This is a genomic window from Streptomyces sp. NBC_01808, assembly GCF_035917395.1.
GTDB lineage: Bacteria > Actinomycetota > Actinomycetes > Streptomycetales > Streptomycetaceae > Streptomyces.
This window is the reverse complement of record NZ_CP109072.1, coordinates 2,867,998-2,885,562: the sequence shown is the minus strand read 5'-3', so window position 1 is coordinate 2,885,562 and position 17,565 is coordinate 2,867,998. Positions and strand designations below refer to the sequence as shown.

Here is a 17,565-nt window from a genome sequence, read left to right as displayed (position 1 = left end):
AAAGCTGGCCGCAGGCGGCCGCGCGGGTCCAACACCTGATCGCTGGCCATTCACGCGCGTACGTTGTGAAATGGCCGGATGCCGACCGCACCCCGGGACGTCGAGCCGCGGCTGCTGCGCGCCTTCGCGGCGGTGGCGGACGAACTGCACTTCACCCGCGCCGCGGGACGCCTGTACGTCGCGCAGCAGGCGCTGAGCCGCGACATCCGCAGGCTCGAACGCGAGCTGGGCGCGGAGCTGTTCGTGCGCACCACCCGCCAGGTGCGGCTGACCGCGGAGGGCGAGCGGCTGCTGCCGTACGCCCGCCGGGTGCTCGCCGCGTACGACGACCTGGCCGCCGCGGCGGACCCGCGGACCCGCCCGCTGCTCGTCGACGTCGGCGCCCGCTACAGCACGGGCCAGCGGGTCCTGGACGCGGCGCGCGCGGCGGCGCCGGAACTGGAACTGGTCGCGCGGTTCCACAGCGGTCTGACGGGCGCGGCGGCGGAGATCGCGGCGGGACGGCTGGACGTGTCGTTCGGCCGGGTGGCTGGGCTGGCCCCGGAAACGCGGGCGGGCCTGCGGCACGAGCTGGTACGGCTGGAGCCGATGGCGGTGCTGCTGCCGTCGGCCCACCCGCTGGCGGCCCGCCCCGAGGTGCCGCTGGCGGCGCTGGCGGGCGAGACCCTGTACGGGGCCGACGGCAACGCGGCGACGGCGGAGTGGACGGACCTGGCCCGGGAACTCTTCGCCGCCCACGACATCTGCCTGGCGGCACCGTTCCCGGAGATCGACGGCGAGGCGGAGTTCGTGCGGCTCGTCCACAGACACGGCTGGTCGGTCCTGGCCACCACGGAGTTCGCCCCCATCCCCGCGATGACCCTCCGCCCCCTCACGAACCCGGTCCCGCTGTCCCCGGTCAGCCTCGCCTGGCGCAGCGGCCTGACCCACCCGGGGCTGACCGCGCTACGCACGGCAGCGCGGAAGCTGGCAAGGCAGCACGACTGGCTGCACCACCCACCCGACGCCTGGCTCCCAGCCGCAGACCAAGCCCTGCACACCCCGTGAGCGATCAGGCGCCCGCGTTGGACTACCTGACAGGACAAGTCAGTTCACGCTTCGAGCGACTCGGTGAGCAGGTCACCACGGCCAGGGACAGATACGTGGGGCGTTCGAGGGAGAAGCCGAACGACACGTCCGTTCCAGAATCCGACCGTTCTGCAGCGGAGTCGCCCAGCATGGTCAGCCGAGTGGTGTCGCGGTCCGTCTCCGACGCGAACCGGGGCGCGTACTCGGCCAGCCGCTCCCGACGTGGGGAACTCGGCGGCGACCGCGCCGTACCCCTTGCTCAGTTCCGGCTTGCTTCCGGCCGGGGGCGGCTCGGGGTACGGAGGCCGCCGCAGGGCTTCCTGGTCGAAGTGCTCTTTCGGCCCGGTCCAGAGATAAGCGTGGTGGTGCACGAGTCGTTCCCGTTCGAGAAGTGCCAGCCGGGCCGGACCTTTTTCGGGGACGCGGGTGGAGCCGGCCCGGCTGGGAGGAGGGAGGATCAGGCGTTCAGGCCGAAGCGCGCCGGGTCGATCCCGGCCGCGTCCAGTTCCTCCGTGGTGAATCGCAGCGGCTGCGCCTCCGGCCGCTTGCTGTCGCCCAGAGCCCAGGCGTCGTCAGCGATACGGGCCAAGGTCACGCACCCCTCGGTGCACGGGCCCCCGCACGCCTTCACGAACGAGGCTCCGCCGATGTCGAGCGCATACAGCTCGGAACTTTTCTGCATCACTGCACCTTCCTGCTCGACTGATCGCGGCCACGTTGGACCGCCTCAAGCCGTCCGTTGATCGTCGGCGAGAGGCCGTCCTCGCTCAGATCGTGGCGCCGCAGAACCGCTCGGATGTATTCCGGTGTCTGGAGCAGGCCGGGGATCAGCGCCGGTTGAAACAGCCGCAGCGTCGTCATCGCTCTGTTCACGCCCCGTACGCGGCCCACCATTCGGTGAACGGTTCGGCGTGGGCGAGTGCCGCGTCACGGTGCCGTGCGAATTCCGCAGTTCGTTCCGGTGGCAGCACTTCCGAGCCCAGGTACTTCCCGGCTTCGTCGTATCTCATCACGGCCACGGCCGCTGAGTCGAAGAACCAGAAATCCGGTACGTTCTCCAGGGGGTTGGCTTGCCGGTGATATCGAGGATGAAGAAGTCCTCGCCGCCGGTCATGTTCTTCCGGTAGCCCCAACCGAGTTCGAACCTGAGGTACTCCGTGAGCGGGCGGGACAGGATGTGCACTCGGTAGACGCGCTTCCCCTTCCCGGTGTGGGAGCGCAGTTCCTTGACCCAGCCCGCGTTGTAGTCGTCCGGCTGCGGTTCCCCGGCAAGGTAGGCGTGGTAGGCGTCGACGTTCCCGGACTGGCTGTAGTCGTCCGGGGTCTCCAGGCGGAACGCCTCCCGCTCGAACCTATTGCAGAGGTCGCCGAGAGTTCTAGATGAGGTTGTCACGGATGGCCTTCTGGATCAGTTCCATGGGGATCTCGACGAGGGTTTCGTGAGCGGGAATCTGAAGCCCGTGATCGGCCGGAGTCTCGCCCTGCACCAGGAAGGTGCCGCGATCCGTCGCATAGATCGTCGGGCAGTCCTTGATATCGCACGTGCTCACCAGCTTGGTGACCTTCATGGTCCCGGTGCCCTCTCGCGTGCGCCGCTGCCAGTACCCCGCGTGTGGCTCGATGCTCCCGAGCCTGAGGTACGCGGGTCAAGCGATCACGGTTGACGGAACAGGAAACCGCGTAACCCGCCCCCGCGCCCTCAGGCGCAGTCGGTACGGTGCGGGGGTGGCGGGGTTTCTGGAGCAGGTGCCTGCGCTGGTGGGTGTGGTGGTCGGGGCTGTCGGGTCGTACGTGGCCGTCATGCACGGCGAGCGGGTGCGGTTCCGGCGGGAGCGCGTCGTCCGGTGGGAGGAGCGGCGTCTCGCCGCGTACCAGGGCTACGCCCTCGCCGTGAAGTCGGCCGTCAGCCTGCTGTTCCGCGTCGGTGCCCACCTCGGCAACGACGGCAACCCCCATCCGCTGCCGCCGCAGGAAGCCGCTCCCCGGCTGGGCGATGCCTCGCAGGCCCGCGATCTGGCCTGGGAGGAGATGCTGTTGCTCGGCTCGCCCGAGGTGGTGGAGGCGGGCCGGGCGTGGGCCGAGGCGGTCGCGGCGATGGAGCGGTTCGTACGGGACGGGACCCGCGATCCGGGTGCGTGGTCGGCCCTGGTCGGGGAGCAGCGGGTGGCGCGCGAGGCGTACTACGCGGCGGCGCGGCGGGACATGGCCCTCGGGCCCGGGCACTCGGGCCGGTGGCAGCCGGGAGACAGGCCGTGAGCCGGCGGCCGGGCCGGAGCGGGGGAGGGGCGAGGCCGCGGGCGAGGGGTTCGTACGGGACGGGACTCGCGATCCGGTGCGTGGCCGGCCGGGGCGGACGCCTCCTCGCGACTGCAACAGGGCCCCACCCGGCGCACCTGCGATCACGGCGACGGCATCAGGTGAGCAGGCCGAACTCGGCGGTCACCACGGCCGAGAGGCGTTGCGCGGTGGCGAAGTCGGGGGTGAGGCGGTTCTTGGTGACCGCGAACGACGTCTCCGTGGCGGGGTCGGCGTAGGCGTAGCTGCCCCCTCCGCCGGGCCAGCCGAACGTGGTCGGTGCCTCGTCCGCCGGGGCGCCGAGGCGACCGAGCGGGTAGCCCAGGGCCAGCCGCGCGGGGTTGCCGAAAACCTGGTCGGTGCCCTCGAAGGCGACCGCCGACAGCTCCTCCAGTTGCTCCGCGGCGATCAGCCGGCCGTCGAGGACCGCCGCGTAGACGGTCGCGATCCCCCGTGCGGTGAAGGTGCCCACGGACGGGACGTCGGCCTGGAGGAAGCCGCGGTCGTGGCCCATCGACGCGCGGGGTTGCCGTTCCCACGGGGCGAGGAGGCCGTCGTGCTCCGCCGGTTCCGCGGGCTGCGGCTCGGCGTCCTCCAGCCGGGCGAGCCGGGCGAACTCGGTCGGGGGCACGCCGAAGTACAGCTCACCGGCGATCCCGAGGGGCACGGCGATCCAGTCGTGCAACAGCCGCCGCACCGGCTGCCCGGTGACCCGGCGCGCGATCTCGCCGACCAGGAAGCCGAAGGTGAAGGAGTGGTAGCCGGTCCGGGTGCCGGGCCGCCACCGCGGTTCCGCGCCGGCGAGGGCCGCGCAGATGCGTGGCCAGTCGGCGAGGTCGGCGGGGCCGATGCCGCCGGGCATCGCCGGCACTCCCACCGTGTGCGTCAGCACCTGCCGCAGGGTCGCGGTCTCCTTGCCGTGTGTCCCGAACTCCGGCCACACCTCCGCCACCGGCGTGTCGTAGCCGATCAGGCCGTCCCTGACCAGCAGGTGGCCGATCAACGCGGTCACGCCCTTGGCCGTGGAGAAGCTGAAGAACAAGGTCTCCGGGGACACCGGCCGTCCGGTCGTGCCGTCGGCCACGCCGGCGACGGCGTCGACGACCCGACGGCCCCGATGGTGGACGGCGACCTGCACGCCGGTCTCGGCCCCACCGGCGGCGAGTTCGTCCAGGACGTCCTGGACCCGTTGCCGGAGGGTCAGCACAGCTCGCCGCGCGGCACGGTGTGGCCGGCGGCTGCGGCGGCGGCCGACCGGGGGCCGGACGCCCGGGTGCGGGTCTCCGGCGACTCGTGGGTCCGCCGGCCGCCGTCCACCGTCATCGCCCGGCCACCTGACGGCCGAGGGCGTCGAGCCAGTCGCCGGTGCCCTGCTCGCGCCACTCGGGCTGTTCCCGATCGTCAAGGAACGTGCCCTGTTCGGTGAGGACCAGGCTGGTCCCGTCGCCGTCACGGGTGAACCGCACGGTGGTCAGCGACACGGTCGACAGGACCTCGCCGGTGAACAGGGCCGTGGTGTAGACGATGCGCTCGTCAGGCACGATGTCGTGGTACTCGCTCCGCGCGACGAGGCCGGTCCCGTCGCCACCGTGTACGGCCTCGGTGCCGCCGACCCGGAAGTCCAGCGAGTAGCGGTCGTCCTGGGCCGCGAACCACTTCGCCTTCGTGTCGCGGTCGGACCAGGCCGCGAAGACCGCGGCGGGGGAAGCGGTGTACGTCCGCTCCAGGGTGAACGTGCTGTGCTTCACCGGGTGGTCGGTCATGATCCTCACTCCTTCGTCTGGTCGTCGAGGACCGCGCCGAGGCGGTCCAGGCGGTGCTCCCACGCCGTGCGCCGACGCTGCAGCCACGCCTCGGCGCTCCGGAGGCCGGCCGGATCGAGTTGGCAGGTACGGACCCGCCCGGCCTTCTCCGACCGCACCAGCTCGCTGTCCTGCAGCACCCGCAGGTGCTGGACCGTCGCGGCGACGGTCACCCCGAGGTGGGCCGCCAGCTCGCTCACGGTGGCCGGGCCGTGGGTCAGGCGCTCGATCACCGCCCGCCGGTTCGCGTCCGCGAGCGCGTGGAACACCCGGTCCGCCGCCTCCTCATACTTAAGCATGTACTTAACTTTACTCGTTCGAGCCGCGAAGTCGAGGAGGCTGCGAGTTTCCGGTCCCGGGGGCAACGCACCGGCTGCGCTGGACCGGGACCTGAGTTGGGTCAAACGCGTGAGTGCGTGACGCCGTCGCCGGGTGGGTTCAGGGCGTCCAGGATCGCCTGGTGCCCGGGCGTTGCGGGCCGGGCCGGCAGATCAGCCGGGGGCGCTGACCGGGCTGGTAGCAGACCAGGGCGGCGACGGATAAGCGGCGGCGGGAGCGGCCCCGCACGCGGACAACGGGGGTGTGTCCGCGGCGGGACCAGGTGCGGGTGGTCGGCGGCGTCATCGAGAATCCGGCTTCGTCGCTGAGTAGGCCCGGGGCGCGGTGCCGGGATTGCTCCCGGTCCGTTTCCCCGGACCTCTCGCCGAACCCGCCGTGCGCCTCTCGACGCAACGGGCTCTCCACGGTCTCTGCCGTCAGACGGTCTCGCAGGTCCATGGGGTGGGGATCGTGTTGCCGCGGTAGCGATACCGGGTGACCGGGATCGCGCTGATCTTCCGCAACTCGATCTCGCCCGCGCTGATCGGCCGCCACCGCCCGGTGGGGGTGGTGAGCCGTCTGCGGACGTCCGTCCAGTTCCAGTGATGCCGCTCTTGCAGCAGCCGGACGACTCGCCACCAGACGAGGTTGTCCAGGCTGCTGAAGGTGCGCTTCGCGACGGCATGCCTGAAGTAGTTGGCCCATCCGTGGGTGACCTGGTTGAGGTTCACCAGGACCACGGCCAGGTCCTGCTGCGACGTTCTGTGGGTGAGGGTACGGATCTTCGCCTTCACCGACCGGAGAGGCCGGTCGGCGATGAAGGTGTAGACGTACCACTTGTCCGTTCCGCGTTTGCGGCGCCACTGGATGTGGAACCCCAGGAAGTCGAACCCCTCGCTCAGATGCACCAGCTGGGTTTTGGCTTCCGAGAACCGCAACCCCATCGGTGCGAGGACCTGGGCGACCTCCTCGCGCAGTGCCTCGGCGTCCTGCCTGGTCCCCTTGACCAGGACGACGAAGTCATCCGCGTAGCGGACCAGCCGCCACGAGGGCAGGCCCTTGGCACTCCGCCGTTCACGCCGACCGCTGGTGGACAGCTCCCCGTCCGGCTCCCATGCCCGGTGCAGGTGCTCATCAAGCGCCGACAGGGCGATGTTCGCCAGGAGAGGGGAGACGATGCCCCCTTGCGGCGTGCCGGTGAACGTCTCCTGCTGTTCCCCGAGCTCTGTGAGGAGCCCGGACTTCAGGAACGCCTTCACCGGCGCCAGCACCCGCTTGTCCTTGACCCGGCCCCGGACACGGTCCATCAGCGCGACGTGGTCGAGCTCGTCGAAGCACGCCGCGATGTCCGCGTCCAGCACCCACCGATAGCCGTGGGTGCCATAGAAGTGGATCTCGGCAATCGCGTCCTGGGCCCGCCGCTTGGGGCGGAAACCGTAGGAGACCGGCTTGAAGTCGGCCTCGAAGATCGGCTCCAGCACCAGCTTCAGCGCGGCCTGGACGACCCGGTCGGCGATCACGGGAATCCCCAGCCGCCGAACCTTCCCCGACCCGCCCGGCTTGGGAATCTTGCGCTCCCGCACCGGCAGCGGCCGGAACGAGCCCAGCCTGAGCTGGGCCCGTAGGTCGTCCAGGAACCCCGGGACCCCGAATCGCTTCTCGACGTCGGCGGCCGTCAGGCCGTCCACGCCGGGAGTGCGGGCGCCCCGGTTGCCGGCGACCCGTTCGAACGCCACGATCAGCGTCGCCGGGTCATGCACGAGGTTGAACAGATCATCGAACCGGCGACCAGGATCGGCCACCGACCAACGGTGAAGCTTGGCCTGCATCTCCGATACCCGCTGGCGTGGACCCACCGGGTCCGCCTCCAGCAGAGCACTGCTGTTCAGCGGTGCGTCTTTCGGCATTGCAGCCTCCTTCCCTTCTCGATACCGCTGCCGCCCTTCCCCATGTGCGCGGGCTTTCCCCGGCTCGGAGTACTACGGCGGCTCCGCCCCACCCGGACCGTTCGGCTGTCGATGCACCTATCCCCAACCGGGCACTGGCCGTGCACGACCGGGGAGTTGAGAACGGGTGGTTCCCGTGTTCACTGTGATTCGCTCGTTGGAGTAGGAGCCCGACTGTGTCCCTGCGGCATCGCCACGAGTACGCCGTAGACCTTCCTCGTGGCCTCCCGACCGGCTTCGAAACACCGGCCCAGGAGTTCCCCGCCGCCACCAGGCGACGAGTGCGCACCGCTTCCGGCCCAGATCCGCCAGGTTCGAGCCGGTGTAGTCGTTAAGAGACGTAAAGACGCCGGTTCCTCGCGTACTCCTCTCCATCCCGCTCGCCGGACCCGCACCATCTGGCAGTACTGGCACGTCCCGGCTTTGTCAGGGCCGCTCCCGCCCTCCCCGGCATCACCCGGATCAGGCTGCCCTCAGCTCCACATCCCTGCTACGACAGGTCAGCGGTGAAGGTCTCTCACCTCCACACGAATCACAGCGCCTCACGGCGCAATTCGAAGACGAGCCAGGCGCCGAGCGCCGCCGCGGTCCTTCCCCCTGTGGCCAGGGCTCCTTCACCCAGCCGGCCACCGCCGCCTCGTTGCGCTCCATCGCGCGGCGGGCCGGGACCTGGCAGCTCCAGCCGTGCCGCCTGAGCAGCGCGGCCACGCCCTGGACGGTGTAGCTCTTGTGGAGGCGGCGTCCGATGAAGGTCTTGATGCGCGACAGGGTCCAGGTCTGGTCCGGCCAGCCGTGCGCGAGGGCGCCCTTGGCCGGCTCCGCCTCCAGCACGATGAACAACTCGTCGCTCAGCAGCGGCCGTGACGCCGGTCCCTTGGATGCAAGGGCTCGTGTTCCGCCCTGTGACCAGACCTGCGCCAGCGCTGCACCGACCGCACGCTGATCCGCAGGTCACGGGCGATCACCGCGTTGTCGTCGCCGGCCCGGAACCGCTCGGCTGCCTCAAGTCGTAACTTCTCGCGGAAGGCCCGCCGTTCCTCGGTCAGCCCACCGCCTTGTGCGTACCTCACCCACCCGGCATACCTGCAGGGATCACGAGGCGTCAGCCCACACGACACCACCCTTTGAAGCTCAGTAGTGCGTGAAAAACGCACCAACCCGAACACGCTTCCCCAGGCCACAGCCCTACAGCCTGGCGAAACCCGACCGCGTGACCAAGTCAGGAGGCCGCCGGGTCGCGCCGGACGGGCTCAGCGGCTCGCGGTCGGGCTCAGTCCTCCGGGAAGTACGGCGCGACAGCCTCGGCGATCGCCTGAGCTGTGTCACACATGCCCTCAGCGCCGGCGGACTCGACCGTCGCCAGTTCCACGCTGACCGAGTCGTCGCCTCGGCTGAACTCCACCAGGCAGCCAACACCGGGCGCCTCTAGGACCTTGGCATCACGACCGTCGATGGTGGTTCCGTCACCACCGACCTCGGTGTCGGCCGAGAACTTCACCGCGGTGGTGATGTCCTCGTTGTCGGTGCGGTCGATCATGCATTCGACCAGCGAGGGGTCGTCGAAGGGTTTCAGTTCGTCGACCGGGACCGGCAGTTCGGCGACGGGGATCGCCCCGCAGACCTGCTCGGTGGTGACGTCGCTCTGATCAGCCGGGACCACCGTGGCTCCCGTCAACTCATTGGCGTCGCCGGAACCGTCCTCGGCGCCACCGGTCTGGTCCTCGGCCCCGTCCTCGGCCCCGGCCGACGGGCTCGACCCGTCGCTGTCCGAGCCATCCTCGGACGCACCAGCCTGGCCCTCGGTCACGGCCGACGGGTTCGACCTGTCCTCGCCGCCCGTGTCGTCACCACATGCGGACAAAGTGCACAGCGCGGCCAGCACGGCGGCCGCGATCGTCAACCTTCGTGTCATGACGCGACTATGACAGCCTCGACGGCTCTGCGTCGCGCTCACCCCCGGCGGGTGCGTGAGCGTTGCGGAAACACGCAGCACTGGCCGGCGAAAATTCGGTTGCGCCTGCCGTCGTGGATCGGCGATTGATGAACGGTCATGAGGGCGTCGCGTGATCTGCGACGCGGTCACGACCACCCCGACCAGCGCGGTCATCATGGCCCTGCTCACCACGCGAGTGCTGCCCCGCAACGTCGAACAGGACCGGCTCGCCGGGCTCGGGCACCAGTCCTGTCACCGTCGGCGTCGGCTCGACCCGTGCGGACCCGGCGGATGAACGCCATCCCGGCACCCTGAACCGACACCGCTTAGTGCGTGAAAACGCACCAACCCGAACACGCTTCCCCAGGCCACAGCCCTACAGCCTGGCGAAACCGCCGAGGCGGTCGGCAGTTGTACGGACCTCCAGGCCACGGTCGTGCGGCCGTTGCGCCTGCGGTACGGGGCGCGGTTCCGCGTCGCGCCGCTGCTGACGGTGGTGGATCCGGCCCGGTTCGCGGCCCTCGGCCGGGCCGGGGAGGCGGGCCTCGCGTACCTCTTCGACCGGCAGCTCGCCGACGCCGACGTGATCGCGCTCAACAAGGCGGATGCCGTGGACCCGGCGCTGTCGGCCGCGGTACGGACCGCGCTGGCGTCCCTGCACCCGGGCACACCTCTGCTGACGTACTCGGCCCGTACCGGCGCGGGCCTGCCGGCCCTCGCCGAAACCCTGACGGGCCGCGCGGACGCCGTGCACCTCCCCGCTCCCGCGGACCCGATCGCCCCCGCCGACCCGGCCGTTCACGCCGGCTCCGCCGCCCCCGCGCCGCCCCGCGTCCCCGCCGTACCCGGCGTACCCGGCGCGGGCGCCGGCCGCGACCGCGACCTCGTCATCGACTACGACCGCTACGCCGCCGCCGAGGCCCGCCTCGCCTGGCTCAACCACACCGCCGAGGTCCGCGCCCCGCACTCCGCCGCCGGCTTCCCCTCCGCCCGCTGGGCCGCGACCCTGCTCGCCGAACTGACCGCCGGCGCCGCCCTCGTCGGCCACGCCAAGGTCCACCTCACCGCGCCCGACGGCCGGACGACGAAGGCGTCCGCGGTCGGCGACGGCCGGGCGCCGGCGGTGGACGCCGACGGCGGCGCGATGCGGTCGGCGCGGGTGCTGGTCAACGCGCGCCTCGCCTGCCCCGCGGCCGAACTGGACGCCGCCCTGGCCGCCGCGGTGCGCGCCGCCGACGCCCGGGCGGGCGCGGCGACGTCGGCCACTGCACCCCCCGCCGCCTTCCACCCCGCCTACCCCCGCCCCGTCCACCGGCTCCCGGCCACCGCCCCGCCCCCTGTTACATCCAGGTGAATCCCGGTAAACACCCTGGTCCAGCCCCCGAACCAGGCCCGTCCACCCGCCCTGAGCACCGTTTCCTCACCTGTCAAGTCCCCCTTGAGTGAGGGCAAGGTTGCGCGTGCGTCACTTGTCAACACAGGGTGGAAACCCACCGTCCCTACGGTCACCCTGAACCAGATCCGCCGCCCCGCCCGCGGGTGGCGGCACGCCGACGAAGGGCAGGGACGGCTGCGATGACCGGCTCCGGGCAGACCGCGCGCAAGGGGAAGCGCTGGATCGAGGAGTGGGATCCCGAGGACGAGGCGTTCTGGGCGGAGACAGGCGAGAAGACCGCCAACCGCAACCTCCTCTACTCCGTCTTCTCCGAGCACATCGGCTTCTCCATCTGGACTCTCTTCTCCGTCCTGGTCCTCTTCATGGGCGACGAGTACGGCATCGACGCCGCCGGGAAGTTCTTCCTCGTCTCCGTCGCCACCCTGGTCGGCGCCTGCGTGCGGGTGCCGTACACCTTCGCCGTCGCGCGCTTCGGCGGCCGCAACTGGACGGTGTTCAGCGCGCTGATGCTGCTGCTGCCGACCGCCGCCGCGTTCGCCGTGATGGAGCCCGGGACCTCGTATGGCACTTTCTTGCTGGTCGCCGCGCTCGCCGGAGTCGGCGGGGGCAACTTCGCCTCCTCGATGACGAACATCAACGCCTTCTTCCCGCTGCACCGCAAGGGCTGGGCCCTCGGGCTCAACGCCGGCGGCGGCAACATCGGGGTGCCCGTCATCCAGCTCGCCGCCCTGCTCGTCATCGCCGTCGCGGGCGACGGGCGGCCGCGGGTGCTGCTGGGGATCTACATGCCGCTGATCCTGGTCGCCGCGGCGCTCGCCTGGTGGCGGATGGACAATCTGGCGCCGGTACGGAACGACACCGGGGCGGCGAAGGAGTCGGTCAGGGACGCGCACACGTGGATCATGTCGTTTCTGTACGTGGGCACCTTCGGCTCGTTCATCGGCTACAGCTTCGCCTTCGGTCTTGTGCTGCAGACCCAGTTCGACCGCACCCCGCTCCAGGCCGCGGCCGTGACGTTCATCGGGCCGCTGCTCGGGTCGCTGATCCGGCCGGTCGGCGGCTGGCTGGCGGACCGGTACGGCGGGGCGCGGATCACGCTGTGGAACTTCGCGGCGATGGCCGGCGCGACGGCCGTCGTCGTCTTCGCGTCCGTACGGGAGTCGCTGCCCGTCTACCTCGTGGGCTTCGTCGGGCTGTTCCTCTTCTCCGGGCTCGGCAACGGCTCCACGTACAAGATGATCCCCGGCATCTACCAGGCCAAGGCGTTCGCCCTCGGGCTGCGCGGCGAGCAGGCCAACGCGTACGCGCGGCGGCTGTCCGGCGCCGCGATCGGGCTGATCGGCGCGGTCGGTGCGCTCGGCGGGCTGGGCATCAACCTCGCCTTCCGGCAGTCGTTCCTCGCCAACGGCAACGGCACGGCCGCCTGCGTGGCGTTCCTCGTCTTCTACGCTGTGTGCTTCGTGGTGACCTGGGTCGTGTACCTGCGCGGGCCGCGCACGCCCGCGGCGCGCGCGGACGGCGCGGACGGCCCGGAGCCGCGGCAGCCCGCCTACGCGGGGGTGTGAACGGAGCACCATGGCACGGCACGAACGGCACCGACCGGGGGAGCAGCGAACCATGACCGTACCCGCCGAGGTCAAACCCCTGGAGGGCTTCTCCGTCGGAGTCACGGCTGCCCGCCGCGCGGACGAGCTGAGCACGCTGCTGGCCCGCCGCGGCGCGGTCGTGCACCGCGCGCCCGCGCTGCGGATCGTGCCCCTGCACGACGACGACGAACTGCTCAACACCACCAAGGCGCTCATCAGCGACCCTCCCGACGTCGTCCTCGCCACCACCGCCATCGGCTTCCGCGGCTGGGTCGAGGCCGCCGGCGGCTGGGGACTCGGCGACGCGCTGCTCGACAAGCTGGCGGGCGTCGAACTGCTGGCGCGCGGGCCCAAGGTGCGCGGCGCGATCCGGGCGGCGGGGCTGACCGAGTCGTGGTCGCCGGCGTCGGAGTCGATGGCGGAGGTGCTGGAGCGGCTGCTCGCCGAGGGCGCCGAGGGCCGGCGGGTGGCGCTGCAGCAGCACGGCGAGCCGCTGCCGGGGTTCGTCGAGTCGCTACGGGCCGCGGGGGCGGAGGTCATCGTCGTACCGGTCTACCGCTGGATGCCGCCGGAGGACCCCGCGCCGCTGGACCGGCTGCTGGAGGCGGTCGCCGCCCGCGGCGTGGACGCCGTGACGTTCACCAGCGCCCCGGCCGCCGCGAGCTTCCTGGACCGGGCGGCCGCCCGGCACTGCCGCGAGGAGGTCCTCGACGCCCTGCGCCACGACGTGCTGCCCGCCTGCGTCGGGCCGCTCACGGCGCTGCCGCTGGAGCGGCACGACGTGCCGACCGCCCAGCCGGAGCGCTACCGCCTCGGGCCGCTCGTCCAGCTCGTCGCCCTCGAACTCCCCGGGCGCGTACGGACGCTGCCGGTGGCCGGACACCGCATGGAGATCCGCGGCCACGCCGTGATCCTCGACGGCGCGCTGCGCCCTGTGCCGCCGGCCGGCATGTCGCTGCTGCGCGCCCTTGCACACCGGCCCGGCTGGGTCGTCTCCCGCGCGGAGCTGCTGCGCGCGCTGCCGGGCGCGGGCAGCGACGAGCACGCGGTGGAGACGGCGATGACCCGGCTGCGTACGGCGCTGGGGGTGCCGAAGCTCATCCAGACCGTCGTCAAGCGCGGCTACCGGCTGTCCCTCGACCCGCCCACGGACGACAAATACGCCGAGGTCCGGCCATAACGCATCCGCGCGGGCGGACCGTTGAACGCCCCGGCGGCGGACCCCGTACTCCTCGACCCGGAGGTGAGGGATGCGGGACGATGCCGTGGTGGCAGCGCAGCGCTCGAAGCCGACTCCCGACGAGGAGTTGATGCGGGTCCTCTACCGCGAGCACGCGGGCCCGCTCTTCGGCTTCGTGCTGCGCCTGGTCGCCGGGGACCGGCACCGGGCGGAGGACGTCGTACAGGAGACGCTGCTGCGCGCCTGGCGGCACGCCGACGAACTGGCGGCCGCCGACGGCTCCGTGCGGCCCTGGCTCGTCACCGTGGCCCGCCGGATAGTGATCGACGGGCACCGCAGCCGGCAGGCGCGCCCGCGCGAGACGGACCCCGCGCCGCTGGAGAGCGTCCCGGCCGCAGACGACACCGACCGGGTGCTGCGGCTGATGACGATCTCCGACGCGCTCGCCGACCTGACGCCCGCCCACCGCGCCGCGCTGGTGGAGACGTACTTCAAGGGCCGGACGGCGAACGAGGCGGCCGAGGTGCTGGGCGTACCGGCGGGGACGGTGCGCTCACGGGTGTTCTACGCGCTGCGCTCGCTGCGGTTGTCGCTGGAGGAACGGGGAGTGGTGCCGTGACCGGACAACGGCATCCGGACGTCGGGGCGTACGCGATCGGCGCGCTGGAGCACGACGAGGCGGAGCGGTTCGAGGAGCATCTCGCCGGCTGTGAGCGGTGCGCCGCCGCGCTGGCGGAACTGGTGCCGGTCGCCGGCATGCTGGCGGACGTACCACCGCCGCAGGAGCCGCCGCCGGGCGCGCTCGACCGGCTGCTGACGGAGCTGACGGCGGTACGGGCCCGGCAGCGCCGGGTGCGCCGGCGGCTGATCGTCGCGGTGACGGCGGCGGCGGTGGTGGCGGTCGCGGCGCCGGTGGTGACGGCGGTGGTGCTGACCGGCGACGACCCGGCGCCGGAGCAGCGGCGCGCGGACGTCGCGGGACAGGAGGTCAGGGCCGTGGACCCGGAGACGGGTGTGGAGGCCAGGATCAGCATGCGCCCGGTGACCTGGGGCACGAGCGTGGACCTGGATCTACGCGGGGTGAGCGGCCCGCGCCGCTGCGACCTCCAGGCCGTGGGCAAGGACGGCTCGCACGAGACGGTCACGAGCTGGGGCGTCCCGGCGGACGGCTACGGCGCCGGAGACGGCAGGAACGCGGGCGCGAGCGGCCAGGGCGGCGGCAACAGCCTGCGGACCTCGGGCGGCACGAGCATGTCCCCGGACGACATCGACCACTTCGAGGTGGTCACGTCGGAGGGCGACAGACTGGTGATCGTCCCGGCGGAAGCGGGCTGACGGCGGCGGCCCGGCCGTGTCGTGTGACGTGACGGCCGCGACCCGCCGCCGCACCCCCGCCCCACACCCCCGCCGACCTGGGCTGACCTCCGGTCGCCCCCTCGCGAGAGGTAAGGTGAACGGCTGCCTTGTCCGCACGAAGGGGGCCGCGGGTGACCGCGCACATCACCGCCCCGGACTCCGTCCGGGATCGCGAGATCCAGGCCGAGCAGGAACATCTGGACCGCGTGTACGACCGCCTTGAGGAGAAGATCCACGAGGCGGAGTTCCTCATGAGCGACGCCGCCAAGCGCGGCCAGGTCGGCACCCCCGGCGCGCTCGCCGAGCGCGACGCCCAGGTCTTCCGCGCCGGCGTCCATCTCAACCGGCTGAACAGCGAGTTCGAGGACTTCCTCTTCGGCCGCATCGACCTCCTGCCCGGCAAGGACGGCGTCCGCGGCCCCGACGGCGCGTACACCTCCGTCGAGCCCGCCGACGACGCCGTATCGGCCTCCGGCGAAGGCGGCGAGCAGCGCGCCCGTATCGCGGAGACCCTGCACATCGGCCGCCTCGGTGTCCTCGACGCCGACTACGCCCCGTTGGTCATCGACTGGCGCGCCCCCGCCGCCGCGCCGTTCTACCGCGCCACCCCCGTCGCCCCCGGCCGGGTCGTGCGCCGCCGCGTGATCCGCTCCAAGGGCCGCCGGGTGCTCGGCGTCGAGGACGACCTGCTGCGGCCCGAGCTGTCGGTGACGCTCGCCGGCGCCGCGCTGCCCGTCGTCGGCGACGGCGCGCTGATGGCGGCCCTGGGCCGGGCCCGTACGCACGCGATGCGCGACATCGTCTCCTCGATCCAGGCCGAGCAGGACACCGTCATCCGCGCCCCCGCCGCGTCCGTCACGGAGGTCGAGGGCGGCCCCGGCACCGGCAAGACGGCGGTGGCGCTGCACCGCGCCGCGTACCTGCTCTACCAGGACCGGCGGCGGTACGCGGGCGGGATCCTCGTCGTCAGCCCGACGCCGCTGCTCGTGGCGTACACCGAGGGCGTGCTGCCGTCGCTGGGCGAGGAGGGGCAGGTCGCGATCCGCGCGGTGGGCTCGCTCGTCGAGGGCGCGGAGGCGACGCTGTACGACGAGCCGCGGGTGGCCCGGGTCAAGGGCTCGGCGCGGATGGTGCGGGTGCTGCGCCGGGCCGCGCGCGGGGCGCTGACGGCGGGCGACGTGCCGCAGCGGCTGCGGGTGGTCGCGTTCGGCGCCCGGGTGGAGCTGGACGCGCGGGACCTGCGGCGCGTACGGCAGGCGGTCCTCGGCGGTACGGCGCCGGTGAACCTGCTGCGGGCCAGGGCCCGCCGCTTCCTGCTGGACGCGCTGTGGCAGAAGTCCGGCGCCAGGCCGCGCTACGACGACCCGGAGCTGGCCGCGGAGGCGCGCGCGGGGTTCGACGAGGACATCTCCACCGAGGACGACTTCCTCGCCTTCCTCGACGCCTGGTGGCCGGAGTTGACGCCGCGCGCGGTGCTCGGGGCGCTCGCCGACGAGCGGCGGCTCGCGGGCTTCGCGCGGCGCGTGCTGAACCCCGGCGAGGTCCGCGGCCTCGCCCGCTCGCTGGCCCGCGACGGGCTGACCGTGCACGACGTGGCGCTGCTGGACGAGTTGCAGGTGCTGCTCGGCGCGCCCGCGAAGCCGGCCAGGCCGCGGGAGCTGGACCCGCTGGACCAGTTGACGGGCCTGGAGGAGCTGACGACGTACGGGGAGCGCACCGCGCCCGCCGTACGCAGGCGGGACGAGGAGCGGCAGGAGTACGCGCACGTCATCGTCGATGAGGCGCAGGACCTGACGCCGATGCAGTGGCGGATGGTGGGCCGCCGTGGGCGGCACGCGACGTGGACGGTCGTCGGCGACCCGGCGCAGAGCTCGTGGCCGGACCCGGACGAGGCGGCCGCGGCCCGTACGGAGGCGCTGGGCCGCCGCCCGCGCCGCCGCTTCACGCTGACCGTCAACTACCGCAACCCGGCGGAGATCGCCGAGGTCGCCTCCCGGGTCCTGGCGCTGGCCATGCCCGGCACCGAGCCGCCGGAGGCGGTGCGGTCGACCGGGGTGGTGCCGGCGTTCGCGGCGGCGGGGGCGGATCCGTACGACACGGTGCGCGCGGAGGTCGGGCGGCTGCTGGCGGACGTGGACGGCACGGTGGGCGTCGTGGTGCCCATGGGCCGCCGCGAGGAGGCCCGCGGCCGGCTCACGGAGCTGGGGGAGCGCGTGGTGGTGCTGGGCAGCCTGGAGGCCAAGGGCCTGGAGTACGACGCGACGGTGGTGCTCTCGCCCGCGGAGATGGCCGACGAGTCGCCCGCGGGCCTGCGGGTGCTGTACGTGGCCCTGACCCGGGCGACGCAGCGGCTGGCGGTCGTCGCCACGGCCCCTGACCTCCCGGACGCCGACGGCGTCCCCGACCTGCTGCGTCCGTGAAAAGGCGCCACAGGGGCCGCCGAGACGGGAATGGCCTTACGGGGAGGGTTTGTTAGCCTGGGTACGGCACCGGCCCGATCCATGCCCCCGGGCCCAACCATCGGCGCTTCGAGCGCCCACTTGCCGCGAGGCGAGCTGGCGGGTCGGTGCCACCAGGCTCGTACGGGCCGGGTGTGCGGCAGCGGCCGCGCACCCGGCCTGCGGCCTGTCCCGGCCCGGTCCCGGTCCACCTCCCGGCCCGTTCCCCGCGATACCGTTCTGCGGA

General features: G+C 72.5%; 19 protein-coding genes and 3 pseudogenes. 8 read left to right on the top strand and 14 right to left on the bottom strand.

The genetic code is table 11. From position 1 onward, the window contains the following. Nucleotides 1-78 precede the first annotated feature (78 nt). Nucleotides 79-1,047 (top strand): LysR family transcriptional regulator, encoded by a 969-nt coding sequence (locus OG946_RS12320; protein WP_326796160.1) that lies wholly within the window; start codon nucleotides 79-81, stop codon nucleotides 1,045-1,047. Nucleotides 1,048-1,069: 22 nt separating this feature from the next. Here OG946_RS12320 and OG946_RS12315 read toward each other — a convergent pair. From OG946_RS12315 to OG946_RS12295, 5 genes and pseudogenes are all read right to left on the bottom strand, one after another. Then, nucleotides 1,070-1,439, bottom strand: a pseudogene (locus OG946_RS12315) (hypothetical protein). Nucleotides 1,440-1,525: 86 nt separating this feature from the next. Further along, nucleotides 1,526-1,750 carry a DUF397 domain-containing protein gene (locus OG946_RS12310; protein ID WP_326796159.1) on the bottom strand — a complete coding sequence of 75 codons (225 nt, stop codon included), beginning with the start codon at nucleotides 1,748-1,750 and terminating at the stop codon, nucleotides 1,526-1,528. Next, complete coding sequence (locus OG946_RS12305) at nucleotides 1,750-1,929, bottom strand: Scr1 family TA system antitoxin-like transcriptional regulator (protein ID WP_442814331.1); 180 nt, start codon at nucleotides 1,927-1,929, stop codon at nucleotides 1,750-1,752. The genes OG946_RS12310 and OG946_RS12305 overlap by 1 nt, the downstream gene beginning before the upstream one ends. Nucleotides 1,930-1,937: 8 nt before the next feature. Then, nucleotides 1,938-2,461 (bottom strand): annotated as a pseudogene (locus tag OG946_RS12300) (DUF6879 family protein). Continuing rightward, nucleotides 2,445-2,636 (bottom strand): hypothetical protein, encoded by a 192-nt coding sequence (locus tag OG946_RS12295; RefSeq protein ID WP_326796158.1) that lies wholly within the window; start codon nucleotides 2,634-2,636, stop codon nucleotides 2,445-2,447. Before OG946_RS12295 ends, OG946_RS12300 begins: the two are co-directional and overlap by 17 nt. Nucleotides 2,637-2,793: 157 nt before the next feature. Between OG946_RS12295 and OG946_RS12290 the strand changes: the two genes are divergently transcribed. Next, on the top strand, nucleotides 2,794-3,324 hold the full coding sequence (locus tag OG946_RS12290) for a hypothetical protein (protein WP_326796157.1): 531 nt from the start codon (nucleotides 2,794-2,796) through the stop codon (nucleotides 3,322-3,324). Between the two features lie 157 nt (nucleotides 3,325-3,481). On the opposite strand, the gene OG946_RS12285 is transcribed toward OG946_RS12290, so the two are convergent. From OG946_RS12285 to OG946_RS12250, 9 genes and pseudogenes are all read right to left on the bottom strand, one after another. After that, on the bottom strand, nucleotides 3,482-4,570 hold the full coding sequence (locus OG946_RS12285; protein WP_326796156.1) for a serine hydrolase domain-containing protein: 1,089 nt from the start codon (nucleotides 4,568-4,570) through the stop codon (nucleotides 3,482-3,484). Further along, nucleotides 4,564-4,686 carry a hypothetical protein gene (locus OG946_RS12280; protein ID WP_326796155.1) on the bottom strand — a complete coding sequence of 41 codons (123 nt, stop codon included), beginning with the start codon at nucleotides 4,684-4,686 and terminating at the stop codon, nucleotides 4,564-4,566. Before OG946_RS12280 ends, OG946_RS12285 begins: the two co-directional genes overlap by 7 nt. Further along, entirely contained in the window at nucleotides 4,683-5,126 is a 444-nt protein-coding gene (locus OG946_RS12275) for an SRPBCC domain-containing protein (protein WP_326796154.1), read from the bottom strand. Before OG946_RS12275 ends, OG946_RS12280 begins: the two co-directional genes overlap by 4 nt. A gap of 5 nt (nucleotides 5,127-5,131) precedes the next feature. After that, a complete protein-coding gene (locus OG946_RS12270) occupies nucleotides 5,132-5,464 on the bottom strand; it encodes an ArsR/SmtB family transcription factor (RefSeq protein ID WP_326796153.1) in 333 nt (110 codons plus the stop codon). A 181-nt stretch (nucleotides 5,465-5,645) separates the two neighbouring features. Beyond that, nucleotides 5,646-5,807, bottom strand: a pseudogene (locus tag OG946_RS12265) (IS630 family transposase); the annotation flags it as partial. Nucleotides 5,808-5,920: 113 nt separating this feature from the next. Next, on the bottom strand, nucleotides 5,921-7,390 hold the full coding sequence (gene ltrA, locus OG946_RS12260) for a group II intron reverse transcriptase/maturase (protein ID WP_326796152.1): 1,470 nt from the start codon (nucleotides 7,388-7,390) through the stop codon (nucleotides 5,921-5,923). Between the two features lie 501 nt (nucleotides 7,391-7,891). Then, a complete protein-coding gene (locus OG946_RS36070) occupies nucleotides 7,892-8,260 on the bottom strand; it encodes a helix-turn-helix domain-containing protein (RefSeq protein WP_442814607.1) in 369 nt (122 codons plus the stop codon). A gap of 17 nt (nucleotides 8,261-8,277) precedes the next feature. After that, complete coding sequence (locus tag OG946_RS36065) at nucleotides 8,278-8,499, bottom strand: helix-turn-helix domain-containing protein (RefSeq protein WP_442814330.1); 222 nt, start codon at nucleotides 8,497-8,499, stop codon at nucleotides 8,278-8,280. Nucleotides 8,500-8,699: 200 nt separating this feature from the next. Next, nucleotides 8,700-9,536, bottom strand: a complete 837-nt coding sequence (locus tag OG946_RS12250; protein WP_326796151.1) for a hypothetical protein — start codon at nucleotides 9,534-9,536, stop codon at nucleotides 8,700-8,702. Nucleotides 9,537-9,798: 262 nt separating this feature from the next. On the opposite strand from OG946_RS12250, the gene OG946_RS12245 reads away from it, so the two are divergent. The 6 genes from OG946_RS12245 to OG946_RS12220 all read left to right on the top strand — a co-directional run bounded on the left by OG946_RS12245 (nucleotide 9,799) and on the right by OG946_RS12220 (nucleotide 17,300). Then, nucleotides 9,799-10,716 carry a GTP-binding protein gene (locus tag OG946_RS12245; RefSeq protein ID WP_326796150.1) on the top strand — a complete coding sequence of 306 codons (918 nt, stop codon included), beginning with the start codon at nucleotides 9,799-9,801 and terminating at the stop codon, nucleotides 10,714-10,716. A 221-nt stretch (nucleotides 10,717-10,937) separates the two neighbouring features. Further along, a complete protein-coding gene (locus tag OG946_RS12240) occupies nucleotides 10,938-12,323 on the top strand; it encodes a nitrate/nitrite transporter (RefSeq protein ID WP_326796149.1) in 1,386 nt (461 codons plus the stop codon). Nucleotides 12,324-12,375: 52 nt separating this feature from the next. After that, nucleotides 12,376-13,524, top strand: coding sequence for a uroporphyrinogen-III synthase (locus tag OG946_RS12235; RefSeq protein WP_326796148.1), 1,149 nt, complete (start codon nucleotides 12,376-12,378; stop codon nucleotides 13,522-13,524). Between the two features lie 70 nt (nucleotides 13,525-13,594). Continuing rightward, the gene (locus tag OG946_RS12230; RefSeq protein ID WP_181790006.1) at nucleotides 13,595-14,143 is read left to right on the top strand and encodes a sigma-70 family RNA polymerase sigma factor; all 549 of its coding nucleotides are present in this window, start codon (nucleotides 13,595-13,597) and stop codon (nucleotides 14,141-14,143) included. Continuing rightward, nucleotides 14,140-14,859: a zf-HC2 domain-containing protein gene (locus OG946_RS12225; RefSeq protein WP_326796147.1), complete on the top strand. Its 720-nt coding sequence runs from the start codon at nucleotides 14,140-14,142 to the stop codon at nucleotides 14,857-14,859. The genes OG946_RS12230 and OG946_RS12225 overlap by 4 nt, the downstream gene beginning before the upstream one ends. 152 nt (nucleotides 14,860-15,011) lie before the next feature. Continuing rightward, on the top strand, nucleotides 15,012-17,300 hold the full coding sequence (locus OG946_RS12220) for a HelD family protein (protein ID WP_326796146.1): 2,289 nt from the start codon (nucleotides 15,012-15,014) through the stop codon (nucleotides 17,298-17,300). Nucleotides 17,301-17,565 lie beyond the last annotated feature (265 nt).

Excerpts from the sequence above, each read along its gene's own strand:
- OG946_RS12320 (WP_326796160.1), top strand. The coding sequence starts at position 79 with ATGCCGACCGCACCCCGGGACGTCGAGCCGCGGCTGCTGCGCGCCTTC.
- OG946_RS12310 (WP_326796159.1), bottom strand. The coding sequence starts at position 1,750 with ATGCAGAAAAGTTCCGAGCTGTATGCGCTCGACATCGGCGGAGCCTCG.
- OG946_RS12305 (WP_442814331.1), bottom strand. The coding sequence starts at position 1,929 with ATGACGACGCTGCGGCTGTTTCAACCGGCGCTGATCCCCGGCCTGCTC.
- OG946_RS12295 (WP_326796158.1), bottom strand. The coding sequence starts at position 2,636 with ATGAAGGTCACCAAGCTGGTGAGCACGTGCGATATCAAGGACTGCCCG.
- OG946_RS12280 (WP_326796155.1), bottom strand. The coding sequence starts at position 4,686 with ATGACGGTGGACGGCGGCCGGCGGACCCACGAGTCGCCGGAGACCCGC.
- OG946_RS12275 (WP_326796154.1), bottom strand. The coding sequence starts at position 5,126 with ATGACCGACCACCCGGTGAAGCACAGCACGTTCACCCTGGAGCGGACG.
- OG946_RS12270 (WP_326796153.1), bottom strand. The coding sequence starts at position 5,464 with ATGCTTAAGTATGAGGAGGCGGCGGACCGGGTGTTCCACGCGCTCGCG.
- ltrA (WP_326796152.1), bottom strand. The coding sequence starts at position 7,390 with ATGCCGAAAGACGCACCGCTGAACAGCAGTGCTCTGCTGGAGGCGGAC.
- OG946_RS12250 (WP_326796151.1), bottom strand. The coding sequence starts at position 9,536 with ATGACCGCGCTGGTCGGGGTGGTCGTGACCGCGTCGCAGATCACGCGA.
- OG946_RS12240 (WP_326796149.1), top strand. The coding sequence starts at position 10,938 with ATGACCGGCTCCGGGCAGACCGCGCGCAAGGGGAAGCGCTGGATCGAG.
- OG946_RS12235 (WP_326796148.1), top strand. The coding sequence starts at position 12,376 with ATGACCGTACCCGCCGAGGTCAAACCCCTGGAGGGCTTCTCCGTCGGA.
- OG946_RS12230 (WP_181790006.1), top strand. The coding sequence starts at position 13,595 with ATGCGGGACGATGCCGTGGTGGCAGCGCAGCGCTCGAAGCCGACTCCC.